The sequence below is a fragment of the Cumulibacter manganitolerans genome (assembly GCF_009602465.1).
Taxonomy (GTDB): domain Bacteria; phylum Actinomycetota; class Actinomycetes; order Mycobacteriales; family Antricoccaceae; genus Cumulibacter; species Cumulibacter manganitolerans.
Map to the genome: position 1 here is coordinate 40170 of NZ_WBKP01000002.1, position 13296 is coordinate 53465.

Sequence of the window (13296 nt, forward strand, 5' to 3'; positions counted from 1 at the left end):
AACGTCGCGCAAGAGCACCGTTGGCCACCCGGGATGGCGCGGCGGCCTCCGGCGCGACGTTCTCCGGTCGCCGGGTCAGGAACCCGCGTAGGTCCCGAAGCTCCACATGTTGCCCTCGCGGTCGCGGACGGTGAAGCCGCGCGAGCCGTAGTCGGCGTCCGCGAGCTCGTGCACGACCTCCGCGCCGAGGCGGCCGGCCCGGGCGCGGACCGCGTCGGGGTCGCCGCACACGACGTAGACGCCCTGCGCGCCGCGCGCGGTGGCGTGCTCGCTCCCGAGGGCTCGGCTGCTCACCATCACGCGACCTCCCTCGGGCCAGAGCATCTCGCTGTGGCGGACGAGATCCGGATTCCGGTCGGCGGGGACCCGGATGCCCTCGGTGAAGCCGAGCGCGGTGAGCCAGGCGCGGGCCGCGTCGGCGTCGTCGTAGGTGAATGCGGGCCAGATGCTGTGATCAGTCATGCTCCCCACCGTGCCCGAGGTCGTGGGCGAGGTCTTGTACGAATGCGAGCCGGTCCGAGCGCCGCCACCGCGTCGGTGTCGTGCCGGCCAGTGCCCGCCAGTCGCGCGTGAGGTGCGGCTGGTCGGCGAACCCGGCCAGCGCGGCGGCCTCTGCGAGCGGACGCTCGGCGCGGATGAGCGCCGTCGTGTACTCGAACCGGCGCAGCCGGCACGCCTGCTTGGGGGTGACGCCGAGCTCGCGGACGAACTCCTGCTCCAGGTGCCGGACCGACCAGCCGACGTCCCGCGCGATCTCCCGGACCGGTGCCCGGCCGCGGGTCCGCCGGATAACCGACCAGGCCCGGACGATCTCGGCGCGGGGCGCGGGCGGCCGCCGGCCGCCCAGCCGGGCACCGAGCAACTGCTCCTCGACCGACGCACACGGGACTCCCAGACCCACCGTCCGGCCGGTGACGGCCTTGCAACCGGACCCGGCCGTGTGCGCCGCGTCGAGCAGCCGCCGCGCGGCCGGCTCGGCGAGCTCGGCGAGGTCGATGACGCGCTGCGCGAGGTCCGCGGCCGGGACGCCGAACAACGCCCGGCTAGCGAGGGGATCGATGGCCAGCTGCACGCCGCTCTGGCGGGTGCCGTGGTGGATGGTGGCGGGGCGGGTGTGCAGGCCCGCGATGCTCGCGGCGTACCGGCGGCGCCGGCCGTCGAAGGCGATGTCCAGCGACTCGCCGATCGCCACCACGAAGGTCAGTGTGGTCGACGGCAGCCCGACGTGCTCGCCGGGCGGGACGTCGTCGTAGGCGTAACCGACGAAGGAGCGCACCGCTCCGCGCAGCGCCGGATCGATGGGATGCTCGATCTGCTGTCCCATGTGCGCCACGGTAGCGCGCGGCCGGTGGCGGCGGGGCCGGGTTGACAGGGCGGACGTCGGAAGTGGTCGAATGGCTGCATGACTGACGCTCCCTTCGACCTCGCGGTCACCGACAAGCTGCTGTCCACCACCCGCGCCGTGCGCAAGCGCCTGGACCTGGACCGCCCGGTCGAGCGGGAGGTGCTGCTGGAGTGCATCGACCTCGCGCAGCAGGCGCCGACCGGCGGCAACCGCCAGAAATGGCACTGGCTCGTCGTCACCGACGAGGCCAAGCGCCGCGAGCTCGGCCGGATCTACCAGGACGCGTCGGCGGAGTACCTCGCCGCGCCGCCGGCCGACGCGCCGAACCTCGACCCGGAGCAGCAGTCGCGGGTGCGGTCGAGCTCCCGCTACCTGCGCGACGTGATGCCCGACGTCCCCGCGCTGGTCGTGCCGTGTGCCGAGGGCCGCCCGGAGGACCTGTCGATCGCGGCGCAGGCCTCGTGGTACGGCTCGATCATCCCGGCGGTGTGGAGCTTCATGCTCGCGCTGCGCTCCCGCGGCCTGGGATCCTGCTACACCACCCTGCACCTCAACGAGGAGCAGCGGGCCGCGGACCTCCTGGGCATCCCGGACGGCATCACCCAGCTCGCTCTGCTGCCGGTGGCCTACACCAAGGGAACCGATTTCAAGCCCGTCAAGCGTCCGCCTGCCGAACAGATCGTGTCCTTCGATACCTGGTAGGTAACGACCGCCCTTCGACCTTTGCTCACTCTCTTTACATACATGTAAAGTGCCGAGCAGTCGACTGGGAGGGTGGCCGATGCGCAAGCTCATCGTGGCGAACCGGGGCGAGATCGCGGTTCGGATCATGGACACGGCCGCTCTGATGGGCCTGCAGACCGTCGCGATCTATCCCGACGACGATCGAGGCAGCCTGCACGTCCAGCGCGCCGACGAGGCGGTGCTGATCCCCGGTGCCGGGCCCGCGGCCTACCTGGACGTCGAGGCGGTCGTCGAGGCGGCGAGGGAGTCGCGCTGCGACGCGCTGCACCCCGGACTGGGCTTCCTGAGCGAGAACGCCGACCTCGCGCGGCGCTGCGCCGAGGAGGGCATCGTCTTCGTCGGTCCGGACAGCGACGCGCTGCGGCTGTTCGGCGACAAGTCGGCCGCGCGCGCCCAGGCCGACGGCGCCGGCGTGCCGACCGCCGTGGCCACCACCGGGCCGACGTCCTTGGCGCAGGCGGTGGAGCTGATGCATTCGCTCGGCGACGGCGCGGCGGTCATGGTCAAGGCGCTCGCCGGCGGCGGTGGGCGTGGCATGTCGCCGGTGACCTCGATCGACGACCTGCCGGTCGCGTTCGAGCGCTGCTCGGCCGAGGCGCGCGCGGCGTTCGGCAACGGCGACCTGTACGTCGAGCAGCTGGTGCGCGACGCGCACCACGTCGAGGTGCAGATCGTGGCCGACCGGCACGGCTCGGTGGCCGCGGTCGGTGACCGGGACTGCTCGGCGCAGCGTCGGCGGCAGAAGCTCGTCGAGATCGCGCCCGCCCCGTGGATCGACGCGCCGCTGCGCGCCCGGCTGCACGCTGCCGCCGAGGCGATCATCGGGTCCGCGCCGTACGCCGGCCTCGCCACCGTCGAGTTCCTCGTGGCCGGCGACCAGCTGGTCTTCCTCGAGGTCAACCCGCGGATCCAGGTCGAGCACACCGTCACCGAGGAGGTCACCGGCCTGGACCTGGTGGAGGTTGCGCTGCGGATCGCGGACGGCGCGACGCTCGCCGAGGCGGGCGTGCACCGCTCGCCGGCCCCGCGCGGCTACTCCGTGCAGTCGCGGGTCAACGCCGAGACGGTCGCCGGTGACGGCACCGTGCGCCCCGGTACCGGCAGGCTGACCCGGTTCCAGCCGCCGTCCGGCCGGGGCGTGCGCGTCGACACCCACGGGTACGCCGGCTACACGGTCACGCCGCGGTACGACTCGTTGCTGGCCAAGGTGGTCACCAACGGCCCCACCCTCGAGGCGGCGCTGGCGCGCGCCGACCGCGCGCTCGCCGAGCTGGACGTCGCGGGCGTGCAGACCAACGTCGGGATGCTGCGCGCGATCATCGACGATCCCGCGCTGGCCGCCGGGCAGGTGCACACCGGATTCGTGGACGAGCACCTCGGCGAGATTCTCGCGGCGGCCGCGACCAAGGGGTCCGCGCAGCGGCACGGGGAGCACGACGAGCAGGACCCGGCGACGGTCGCCGCCGAGGTGCCCGACGACGCGATCGCCGTCCGCGCGCCGATGCAGGCGGTCGTCGTGGAGATCGGCGTGGTCGAGGGCCAGAGCGTGGGAGCGACCGACGAGGTCATCGTGCTCGAGGCGATGAAGATGCAGCACGTCGTTCCGGCGGCGCAGGCCGGCGTCGTGCGGGCGATCGCCGTCGAGGTCGGCGACGTGGTCTCCGAGGGACAGGGGCTGGTCTACCTCGAGGAGGCCGAGCCCGGCGCCGAGGCGACCCACGACGACGTCGAGCTCGACCTCGACGAGATCCGGCCCGATCTGCGCGAGTCGCTGGAGCGGCACCGGTACGGCCTCGACGAGGGGCGCACGGAGGCGGTACGCAAGTGGCACGAGAAGGGCCGGCGTACGGCGCGCGAGAACATCGCCGACCTCGTCGACGACGGCTCGTTCGTCGAGTACGGCGCCCTGACGCTCGCCGCGCAGCGGCGCCGCCGGTCGGTGCAGGACCTCATCGAGCGCACGTCCGGAGACGGCATCGTGCTGGGCACCGCCACCATCGACGGCCGCCCGGTCGCGGTCATGTCGTACGACTACCTGGTGCTCGCCGGAACGCAGGGCCTGCAGAACCACCGCAAGACCGATCGGTTCCTGGACGTGGCCGGGCGGCAGGGGCTGCCGGTCGTGATGTTCGCCGAGGGCGGCGGCGGCCGCCCGGGCGACACCGACCACCCGTACGTGGCGCAGCTCGAGGTCCCGACCTTCCGCACCCTCGCCTCCCTCGTGGGCAAGGTGCCGATCGTGTGCGTCGTGTCGGGCTACTGCTTCGCCGGCAACGCCGCCCTCGTCGGCTGCGCGGACGTCGTGATCGCGACCCCGGAGGCGAGCCTCGGCATGGGCGGTCCGGCGATGATCGAGGGGGGCGGCCTCGGCGTCTATCCGCCGGGCGAGGTCGGCCCGATGTCGGTGCAGTACCCCAACGGCGTGGTCGACATCCTGGCCGAGGACGAGGCGGACGCCGTGCGGACGGCGCGCGAGACGATCGTTTTGCTCACCCGGCAGGTCCGCGAGGGGACGAGCGCCGACCAGCGGCTGATGCGTCACCTCGTCCCGGAGAACCGGCTGCGCAGCTACGACGTGCGGCCGGTGCTGCAGACGTTGGTCGACACCGGATCGCTGATCGAGCTGCGGCGCGGATTCGGGGCCGGCATCGTCACGGCGATCGCGCGCATCGACGGGATCGCGGTCGGCCTGATGGCCAACAACCCGCATCACCTGGGTGGCGCCATCGATCACGACGCGGCCGACAAGGCCTCGCGGTTCCTGACGATGCTGCAGGCCCTCCGGCTGCCGCTGGTGTCGCTGTGCGACACGCCCGGGTTCATGGTCGGTCCGGAGTCGGAGACCCACGGGACGGTCCGCAAGTTCGGCGGCTTCTTCGTCGCCGGGGCGCGGCTGGACACGCCGATCGTCACCGTCATCCTGCGCAAGGGCTACGGTCTCGGCGCGATGGCCATGGCCGCCGGGTCCATGCATGCCCCCGTGCTCAGCGTCGCCTGGCCGACCGGCGAGTTCGGCGGGATGGGCTTGGAGGGCGCCGTCCGGCTCGGCTACCGCAAGGAGCTCGAGGCGATCGACGAGCCGCGCGAGCGCAAGCACCGCTACGACGAGCTGGTGGCCGAGCAGTACGAGCGCGGCAAGGCGCTGAGCACTGCGGCCGCGTTCGAGATCGACGACGTCATCGATCCGGCCCGCACCCGGGAGCTCGTGATCCGGGCGCTACGAGCGAGCCTCGCATGAGCAGGCGGCGCGACCAGCTGATCGACGCGGCCGAGCAGGTGTTCGCCTCGAAGGGCTACGCCGAGACGACGATGGCCGACCTCGCAGAGGCGGCCGGCGTGACCCGCCCGACCGTCTACGCCTACTTCTCCTCGAAGGACGAGGTGCTGGCGGTGGTGGCCGGGCGGGTGCGTGAGCACTTCATCGAGCTGCAGGATCAGTCGGGCCGAACGCCGCACCACACCTTCGAGCTGACGCTCCGCGCCTACATCCACGAGTGGGTCCGGCACTACGGCGTCCTCACCGTGATCGCGCACCAGGCGCTGGGCGACCCGGCGTACGCCGCGCTGCTGGAGGACATCCATCGGCGGACCAACCGCCGGCACGAGAAGTACATGCAGCGACTGGTGGACGAGGGGCTGGCGCACCCGGTCATCCCGCCGCGGGTCATCGCCGAGCTGGTCACCGGGGCCGCGAAGCGGTTCGCCCAGCTGATCAGCGCCGACCCGAGCACCGAGGAGGCGTACGGCGACGCGCTGGTCCGGGCGCACAGCGCGATGCTGGGTCTGGTCGCCAGCTCGCCGCTGGCGGCGCCCACCGCGGCCGGCACCGAGCGCTAGCGGTTCGGCTCGCGCCGCGCGCGCTCGGCGGCCCGGTCGACCGGGGCGGTGCGGTCCCAGTCGGGCCGGCCGATCAGCGTCTTGCGGCGCACCGTCAGTCGTCCCCAGATCAGGTTCTGCAGCGCGAGCGTGCCGGCGCCGGCGGCGGCCATGCAGGCCAGGTTGAGGCTCAGCTGCAGCGCGCTGCCGCGCAGCTCGTTCCAGGCGCCGAACGCGAGAGCCATACCGAGGTTGCCGGCCGCGGGGACCGTCGTCACCGAGATGAACACGCCGGCCAGGCCGCCGGTGCGCGAGGAGGTGAGCGACAGGACGCCGGCCGCTGCCGCGACCGTCGCGACGACGACGCTCCAGCGGTCGGGCGAGTAGATGAACTCGGTCTGCGTGCGGTGCAGGATGTCCGAGAGCGAGACCCAGCCGATGGCGCGGCCGAGCAGCGCGGCCAGGGACGTGCACGCGATCCCGGCCGCGAAGCCCAGCACCAGCGTGGTCGTGGCCAGCCGCAGCAGGTGCGGCCGGCGCCGGACCAGCGCCAGCCCGATGGCGGCGATGGGGCCGAACTCCGGTCCCAGCACCATCGCGCCGACCGTCAGGATCGGCGAATCGAGCACAATGGCCACGCCGGCAAGGAGGGTGGCGAGCACCATGAAGCTCAGGTAGGTCCAGTTGAGCTCGGAGTCCTGGTAGGCGCGGTTGCCCACCTCGGTCCAGACGACGGCGTCCGCGGACGCGCCGGGTGCGGCGCGTTCGGCCTCGAGCGCCGGGAGCGACAGCCAGGTCGCCACCGGGTCGAGCCGGATGGCGCCGTCGCGATGCACGCCGAGCCGATGTAGCTGGTCGATCACCGCGTTGGCGCCTTCTCGCGCGACGTCGGCGGTGATCACGTCACCCACCGGGACGAGGGACGCGCCGCGCACGATGCTCAGCCCGGTGACGTACGGGGCGTCGCGTAGCAGCGTCACCACCTGATCGCTCAGGGACGCCGGGGCCGAGATGCGCAACGACAGCATGGCGACAGTCTCACAGGCGACGGGGCGGCGCGCGCGAAGATCCCCCGTGATTCCGGACCGGGCTAGGAAGCGGCCTTGCGGCGGGCGGCGGTCTTCTTGGCGGGCGCCTTCTTCGCGGCGGCCTTCTTGGCCGGTGCCTTCTTCGCGGGCTTCTTGCGCGGAGCGGGCGCCTCCTCTTCGGCCGCCGCGGTCTCGTCCTCCGTCTCGGACCCGCCGTCCGCCTCGGCCGACGCGTCGGTCGAGGCGCCGGATCGCTTGGTCTCGATGGAGCGACGCAGCGCCTCCATCAGGTCGATGACCTCGCCCTCGTCCGCCGACTTCTGGGCGCCGAACGTCGCCTCGGTGTCGATGGTGTCGCCCTGCTCGATCTTCGCGTCGATCAGCTGCCGGAGCTGCACCTGGTAGTCGTCGGTGAACTTCTCGGGCTCGAAATCGGTCGCGAGCGAGTCGACGAGCTGCGCGGCCATCTTCAGCTCGGCCGCGCTGACCTTCACCTCCTCGCCGAGGGAGGCGAAGTCGGCCTCGCGGACCTCGTCCGGCCACAGCAGGGACTGCAGGACCAGCACGTCGTCCTTCACCCGCAGCGCGGCGAGCCTGGTGCGCTGCCGCATCGCGAATTTCACGATGGCCAGCCGGTCGGTCTCCTGCAGGGCCCGGCGCAGCAGCACGTACGCCTTGGCGGACTTCGAATCCGGCTCCAGGTAGTACGTCGAGGAGTACAGCTCCACCGGGACCTGCTGGCGCGGGACGAACTCGACGACCTCGATCTCGTGGCTCTGCTCGGAGGGCAGCATCGAGAAGTCCGCGTCGGTGAGCACGATCGTGCGGTCGCCGTCGACGTACGCCTTGTCGATGTGCGCGAACTCCACGATCTCGTTGCACTTCTCGCAGCGGCGCTGGTAGCGGATGCGGCCGCCGTCCTCGTCGTGCACCTGATGCAGCGGCGCGTCGTGGTTCTCGGTCGCCGAGTACATCTTCACCGGCACGTTGACCAGCCCGAAGGCGATCGCGCCCTTCCAGATCGACCTCATGACCCACTCGCTTCCCGATGCTCGGCACGTCGCTCGAAGACACGTCACACTGATGCTATGACCCGCCCCGACCTGCCCGCAGCCACTCGCATCGACGGACGGTCGTTGCGGCTCACCAGCCTCGACAAGGTCATGTACCCGACGAGCGGGACGACGAAGCAGGAAGTGCTCGCCTACTACGCGGCCGTCGCGCCGTACTTCGTGCTCCACGCGGCGATGCGGCCCGCGACGCGCAAACGCTTCGTCGACGGTGTCGGCTACGCGGGAACGCCCGGGAAGGTGTTCTTCGAGAAGAACCTCGGCAATGGTGCGCCGTCGTGGATCGCGCGCCGAAGCATGAAGCACTCCGATCGGGTGGTGACGTACCCGCTCATCAACGACGCCTCGACGCTGGTGTGGTGCGCGCAGATGGGCGCGCTCGAGCTGCACGTGCCGCAGTGGAAGTTCGACGGCGACGACCCGGTGAACCCGGACCGGCTGGTGCTCGATCTCGATCCGGGACCGGGTGCCGATCTGGAGTCCTGCGTCGAGGTTGCCCTGCTGTGCAAGGACATCCTGGACGACGTCGGGCTGGACAGTGTGCCGGTGACCTCCGGCAGCAAGGGCCTCCACCTCTACGCCAGGCTGGACGGCGAGCAGACGTCGGAGCAGGCGTCGCAGTTCGCGCACACGCTGGCGCGTGCGCTGGAGGCCGACCATCCCGACCTCATCGTCAGCGACATGAAGAAGTCGCTGCGCGGCGGGAAGGTGCTGCTGGACTGGTCGCAGAACAACGCGGCGAAGACGACGGTCGCGCCGTACTCGCTGCGCGGTACGCCGACCCCACAGGTCGCCTGTCCCCGGGAGTGGGCGGAGATCGTTCCCGGCCTACGGCACCTGGAGATGTACGAGGTGATCGAGCGCCTCGAACGCATCGGTGATCCGATGGCCGGTCTCGACGGCGGCCAGCCACCGGACGTCGAGGGGTCGGACGTCGAGGCACCCGTGGTCGTTGCTGCCGCGCCCGAGGCGCCCCGCAGGCGCGGACCGCTGCGCCCGATGCAGGCGAGCGTCGGCCGGATCGGGCAGGTGCGCGGCGACGGCTGGGCCTACGAGGTCAAGTGGGACGGCTACCGCGCCATGGCGGCCGTCCGCGACGGTTCCGTCGTCCTGACCAGCCGCAACGGGATCGACCTGACGAAGTCGTATCCCGAGCTGCAGGAGATCGCCGAGCTCGCGGCGCACGACTGCGTGCTCGACGGCGAGATCGTCGCTCTGGACGCGAGTGGGCGGCCGAGCTTCGAGCGGCTCCAGGAGCGGCCGAGCTCGTCACGCATCCGCGTGCAGATGATGCTCTTCGACGTCCTCGACATCGACGGGGAATCCCTTCTGGAGCGGGATTATGCGGCGCGCCGTACGGCGCTGGAGGAGCTCGTCGCGGACGGGAAGCACACGCATGTCCCGCCGCCGCTGGACGGCACCGCCGACGAGGCGCTGCAGCGCAGCGCCGACCTCGAGCTCGAGGGCATCGTCGCCAAGCGGCTCGACAGCCCCTACCTACCCGGCGTGCGCACGACCGCGTGGCTGAAGCTCAAGCACCAGCAGACACAGGAGGTCGTGGTCGTGGGCTGGCGCCCCGGCCAGGGCAACCGGTCGGCGACGCTCGGGTCGTTGCTGCTCGCCGTCCCCGACGGCGAGGAGATGGTGTACGCCGGGAAGGTCGGCAGCGGACTGAGCGACCGGGTGTTGGCCGAGACGCTGAAGAAGCTGGCGAAGATCGAACGCCGTACGCCACAGGCCACCGGCGTCCCCCCGGCAGACGCTCGCGGTGCCCGCTGGGTCAGCCCGGTCTACGTCGCCGAGGTGTCCTACGCCGAGTGGACGTCGTCCGGCCGGCTTCGGCAGCCGGTCTGGAAGGGGTGGCGGCCGGACAAGACTCCGGCGCAGGTCGTCCGCGAGTAGCCGGTCCTAGGCCACGACGAAGTAGTCGCCATCGACCTTGATCTTCCGCGGATCGAGGTCGGCGGTGGCCGGGCCCTTCTGCACCTTGCCCTCGAGGGTGAACTCCGAGCCGTGGCAGCCGCAGTAGATCGTCGCGTTGCTCACCTCGCGCAGCGTGCACTGCTGGTGCGTGCAGATCGCCGACAGGCCGACGTAGTCGCCCTTGACCGGCTGGGTGATCACGATGCTCGCCTTCGGGAACACCCGACCGCCGCCCACGGGCACCGCGTCGACCCGGCCGATGCGGTCGCCGCTGGAGACCTTGGCCCGCTGCGGACCGCCGCCCTGGCCCGTGCACGCGGTCAGCGCAACGGCGGCGGCGACGGCGGTCGTGCCGGCCATGAACGAGCGGCGGGTGGCGGCGCCGAGACGAGCGACTTCGGGATCGTGGGGGGCGGACATGAGGGTGGCAGGCTCCTGACGTGTCGGTCGCCTACCAGTGTCCCAGAACCACCGCTAGCCGGTGGTAACGGCCGCCGGCCGCTTCTTGGCGGTGAACTGCATGGACTCGGCGAGATCGGCGCGCCGCATGTGCAGCGCGTCCAGCGCGTAGTTCTGCCGGACCCGCCACGGCGCGGCCGCCCCGGCGCGCGGCAGCAGGTGGGCGCTGCGCGTGACGTAGCCGCTGCGCAGGTCGAGCATCGGACGGGCATCGAGGTCGCCGGGCGCGATCGGCATCGCGACACCGTAGCCGTGCTCGTCGAGGTACGACAGCAGCCGGCACACGTAGCGCGAGGACAGGTCGGCGCGCAGCGTCCAGGAGGCGTTGATGTAGCCGAAGCACACCGCGGCGTTCGGTACGCCGCTGAGCATGAGCCCGCGATACTGCCACCGCTGCGCCGGGTCGACCTGCTCGCCGTCCACACTGAGCGCGATGCCGCCGGCGACCTCCAGCGCTAGGCCGGTCGCCGTCACGACGATGTCGGCCTCCAGGACGTCCCCCGAGCGCAGCCGCACGCCCTCGGGGAGGAAGGTCTCGATGTGGTCGGTGACGACGTCGACGCGCCCGTCGTTCATCGCGCGGAACAGGTCGCCGTCCGGCACCAGGCACAGCCGCTGGTCCCACGGCTGGTACGTCGGCGTGAAGTGCCGATCGAGCACGGCCGGGTCGTCGACGGCCTTCTCCAGGATGCCGCGCAGCATCTTGCGTACGGTCTCGGGCCGGCGGCGGGAGAGCTGGTAGATGAGCGAGTTCCCGGCGATGCTCTTGGCCCGGTTGATCTTGTCGACGATCTTGGGCGGGATCCGCGAGCCGTCGAGCTTCCTGGCGAGGGGGTCCTCCGTCGGGAGCACCGTCATGTAGGTCGGCGTCCGCTGCAGCATGCTGACGTGCGCCGCGCCGCTGTCGGCGAGCGCGGGAACCAGGGTGACCGCAGTGGCGCCGGAGCCGACGACGACGACCTTCTTGCCGGCGTACTCGAGGCCCTCGGGCCAGAACTGGGGGTGCACGACCGTGCCGGCGAACCGGTCCAGCCCGGGGAGCTGGGCATCGTACGGCTGGTCGTAGCGGTAGTACCCGGCGCACAGGTAGAGGAACGCGCAGCGGATCTCGCGCCGCTCGCCGCCGTGCGTCACGGTGAGGGTCCACCGCTGCGTCTCGCTCGACCACGCCGCGTCGGTGGCCTTGCTGCCGAAGCGGATGTGCCGGTCGATGCCGAACTCGCGGGCGGTCTCGGCGACGTACTCGCGGATGTCGTCGCCCGAGCCGATCATCTGCGGGCTGGTCCACGGCTTGAACGGATACCCGAGGGTGTACATGTCCGAGTCGGAGCGGACGCCGGGGTAGCGAAACAGGTCCCAGGTGCCGCCGATCGCGTCGCGCGCCTCGAGGATGGCGTAGCTGCGTTCCGGATGCGCCTGCTGGAGCCGGTAGCCCGCTCCGATTCCGGAGAGGCCGGCTCCGACGACGACCACGTCGACCTCGGACGCTGTTGAAGCGGAGTCAGCCATCGACATGCGTGGATTCTCCGGCACCGCGCGGGCGCGCACAACCCGCCGCGACGGCCCGCGCGCCGGGGAGATCTAGAAGCGGTCGGCGCCGTCGGCGACCCGCCGGCGCAGCAGCTCGGCGGGCTTCCAGTACGCGCCGTGGATGCGGTGGTACTCCTCGATCTTGGCGAGCACCTCGCCCAGCCCGCGCTGCTCGGCCCAGTGCATCGGGCCGCCGCGGTCGGCGGGGAAGCCGTAGCCGTTGACGTACACGACGTCGATGTCGGACGCGCGCTGCGCGATGCCCTCGTCGAGCAGCTGTGCGCCCTCGTTCACCAGCGCGAGGATCGTGCGGTCGATGATCTCCTGGTCGGAGACCTCGCCGCGCTCGATCCCCGCCTCCTGGGCGGACTTCTCGATCAGCGCGTCGATCTCCGGGTCGGGGATCGGCGTCCGGTCGCCCTTCTCGTAGCGGTACCAGCCGGCGCCGGTCTTCTGCCCGAACCGGCCGGCCTCGCAGATGCGGTCCGCGACCGTCGAGTAGCGCAGCGACTTGTCGCGCGTCGCGGCCTGCCGCTTGCGGCCGGCCCAGCTCACGTCCAGGCCGGCGAGGTCGCCCATCGCGAACGGCCCCATGGCCATGCCGAAGTTCTTCAGGACGCCGTCCACCCGCTCCGGGGTGGCGCCCTCCTCGAGGACGAACTCGGCCTCCCGGCGGTACGGCGTCAGCATGCGGTTGCCGATGAAGCCGTCGCAGATCCGCGCCAGGACGGGCTTCTTGCCGACCGTCGGGGCGAGCTGCATGCAGGTGGCGATGACGTCGGGCGCGGTCTTCTCGCCGCGGACGACCTCCAGCAGCCGCATGACGTTGGCGGGGCTGAAGAAGTGCAGGCCGATGACGTCCTGCGGCCGCTCGGTGGCGGCCGCGATCTGGTCGATGTCGAGCCGCGACGTGTTGGTGCCGAGGATGGCGCCCTGCTTGACGATCTTGTCGAGCCGGGCGAACAGGTCCTTCTTGACCTCGAGGTCCTCGAACACCGCCTCGATCACGAGGTCGACGTCCGCGAGGTCGTCGAGGGACAGCGACGGGGTGATGCGCCCCATGCGCTCGGCGACGTCCTGCTCGCTGATCTTGCCCTTGGCGGCGGTGCGGTCGTAGTTGCCCTTGATCGTCGCCAGGCCCCGGTCGAGGCCCTCCTGGGCCTGCTCGACGAGGACCACATCGTGACCGGCGTTGCTGAACACCATCGCGATGCCGCCGCCCATGGTGCCGGCTCCGATGACGCCGACCTTGCCCACGTTGCGGACCGGCGTGTCGGCGGGGATGTCGTCCACCCGGACGGCGGTCTGCTCCGCCTCGCGGAGGTAGTCGGCTGCGCTCTGCTGGCTCATGAAGGCTCCCGGTGGTTGGCTACTCGTTAGC

11 protein-coding genes are annotated in these 13296 nt (G+C 71.6%); 4 read left to right on the forward strand and 7 right to left on the reverse strand.

Annotated elements, in window-relative coordinates; translation table 11 throughout:
• Nucleotides 1-75: 75 nt before the first annotated feature.
• The gene (locus F8A92_RS00975; protein WP_153502730.1) at nucleotides 76-462 is read right to left on the reverse strand and encodes a VOC family protein; all 387 of its coding nucleotides are present in this window, start codon (nucleotides 460-462) and stop codon (nucleotides 76-78) included.
• Nucleotides 455-1324 carry an AraC family transcriptional regulator gene (locus tag F8A92_RS00980; protein WP_153502731.1) on the reverse strand — a complete coding sequence of 290 codons (870 nt, stop codon included), beginning with the start codon at nucleotides 1322-1324 and terminating at the stop codon, nucleotides 455-457. The genes F8A92_RS00975 and F8A92_RS00980 overlap by 8 nt, the downstream gene beginning before the upstream one ends.
• Nucleotides 1325-1402: 78 nt before the next feature.
• Here F8A92_RS00980 and F8A92_RS00985 point away from each other — a divergent pair, with 78 nt between their 5' ends.
• The 3 genes from F8A92_RS00985 to F8A92_RS00995 all read left to right on the forward strand — a co-directional run bounded on the left by F8A92_RS00985 (nucleotide 1403) and on the right by F8A92_RS00995 (nucleotide 5926).
• Complete coding sequence (locus tag F8A92_RS00985; protein ID WP_153502732.1) at nucleotides 1403-2047, forward strand: nitroreductase family protein; 645 nt, start codon at nucleotides 1403-1405, stop codon at nucleotides 2045-2047.
• Between the two features lie 79 nt (nucleotides 2048-2126).
• On the forward strand, nucleotides 2127-5327 hold the full coding sequence (locus tag F8A92_RS00990) for a carboxyl transferase domain-containing protein (RefSeq protein WP_153502733.1): 3201 nt from the start codon (nucleotides 2127-2129) through the stop codon (nucleotides 5325-5327).
• A complete protein-coding gene (locus F8A92_RS00995) occupies nucleotides 5324-5926 on the forward strand; it encodes a TetR/AcrR family transcriptional regulator (protein ID WP_153502734.1) in 603 nt (200 codons plus the stop codon). The genes F8A92_RS00990 and F8A92_RS00995 overlap by 4 nt, the downstream gene beginning before the upstream one ends.
• Here the strand turns inward: F8A92_RS00995 and F8A92_RS01000 are convergent.
• Both F8A92_RS01000 and ku read right to left on the reverse strand, forming a co-directional pair.
• On the reverse strand, nucleotides 5923-6933 hold the full coding sequence (locus F8A92_RS01000) for a DUF389 domain-containing protein (RefSeq protein ID WP_153502735.1): 1011 nt from the start codon (nucleotides 6931-6933) through the stop codon (nucleotides 5923-5925). The two genes, F8A92_RS00995 and F8A92_RS01000, sit on opposite strands and share 4 nt — an antisense overlap.
• Nucleotides 6934-6995: 62 nt before the next feature.
• Nucleotides 6996-7964, reverse strand: coding sequence for a non-homologous end joining protein Ku (ku, locus tag F8A92_RS01005; RefSeq protein ID WP_153502736.1), 969 nt, complete (start codon nucleotides 7962-7964; stop codon nucleotides 6996-6998).
• Between the two features lie 57 nt (nucleotides 7965-8021).
• Here ku and ligD point away from each other — a divergent pair, with 57 nt between their 5' ends.
• Entirely contained in the window at nucleotides 8022-9905 is a 1884-nt protein-coding gene (gene ligD, locus F8A92_RS01010; protein WP_153502737.1) for a non-homologous end-joining DNA ligase, read from the forward strand.
• A 6-nt stretch (nucleotides 9906-9911) separates the two neighbouring features.
• On the opposite strand, the gene F8A92_RS01015 is transcribed toward ligD, so the two are convergent.
• The 3 genes from F8A92_RS01015 to F8A92_RS01025 form a co-directional block, all read right to left on the reverse strand.
• Nucleotides 9912-10346 carry a QcrA and Rieske domain-containing protein gene (locus tag F8A92_RS01015; RefSeq protein WP_153502738.1) on the reverse strand — a complete coding sequence of 145 codons (435 nt, stop codon included), beginning with the start codon at nucleotides 10344-10346 and terminating at the stop codon, nucleotides 9912-9914.
• Between the two features lie 54 nt (nucleotides 10347-10400).
• Nucleotides 10401-11900, reverse strand: coding sequence for a flavin-containing monooxygenase (locus tag F8A92_RS01020; protein WP_228389090.1), 1500 nt, complete (start codon nucleotides 11898-11900; stop codon nucleotides 10401-10403).
• 66 nt (nucleotides 11901-11966) lie between these two features.
• Nucleotides 11967-13265: a 3-hydroxyacyl-CoA dehydrogenase gene (locus F8A92_RS01025; RefSeq protein WP_153502739.1), complete on the reverse strand. Its 1299-nt coding sequence runs from the start codon at nucleotides 13263-13265 to the stop codon at nucleotides 11967-11969.
• Nucleotides 13266-13296 lie beyond the last annotated feature (31 nt).

Coding starts and splice junctions, on each gene's coding strand:
- ku (WP_153502736.1), bottom strand. CDS start 7,964: ATGAGGTCGATCTGGAAGGGCGCGATCGCCTTCGGGCTGGTCAACGTG.
- F8A92_RS01015 (WP_153502738.1), bottom strand. CDS start 10,346: ATGTCCGCCCCCCACGATCCCGAAGTCGCTCGTCTCGGCGCCGCCACC.
- F8A92_RS00975 (WP_153502730.1), bottom strand. CDS start 462: ATGACTGATCACAGCATCTGGCCCGCATTCACCTACGACGACGCCGAC.
- F8A92_RS00995 (WP_153502734.1), top strand. CDS start 5,324: ATGAGCAGGCGGCGCGACCAGCTGATCGACGCGGCCGAGCAGGTGTTC.
- F8A92_RS00990 (WP_153502733.1), top strand. CDS start 2,127: ATGCGCAAGCTCATCGTGGCGAACCGGGGCGAGATCGCGGTTCGGATC.
- ligD (WP_153502737.1), top strand. CDS start 8,022: ATGACCCGCCCCGACCTGCCCGCAGCCACTCGCATCGACGGACGGTCG.
- F8A92_RS01020 (WP_228389090.1), bottom strand. CDS start 11,900: ATGTCGATGGCTGACTCCGCTTCAACAGCGTCCGAGGTCGACGTGGTC.
- F8A92_RS01025 (WP_153502739.1), bottom strand. CDS start 13,265: ATGAGCCAGCAGAGCGCAGCCGACTACCTCCGCGAGGCGGAGCAGACC.
- F8A92_RS01000 (WP_153502735.1), bottom strand. CDS start 6,933: ATGCTGTCGTTGCGCATCTCGGCCCCGGCGTCCCTGAGCGATCAGGTG.
- F8A92_RS00985 (WP_153502732.1), top strand. CDS start 1,403: ATGACTGACGCTCCCTTCGACCTCGCGGTCACCGACAAGCTGCTGTCC.
- F8A92_RS00980 (WP_153502731.1), bottom strand. CDS start 1,324: ATGGGACAGCAGATCGAGCATCCCATCGATCCGGCGCTGCGCGGAGCG.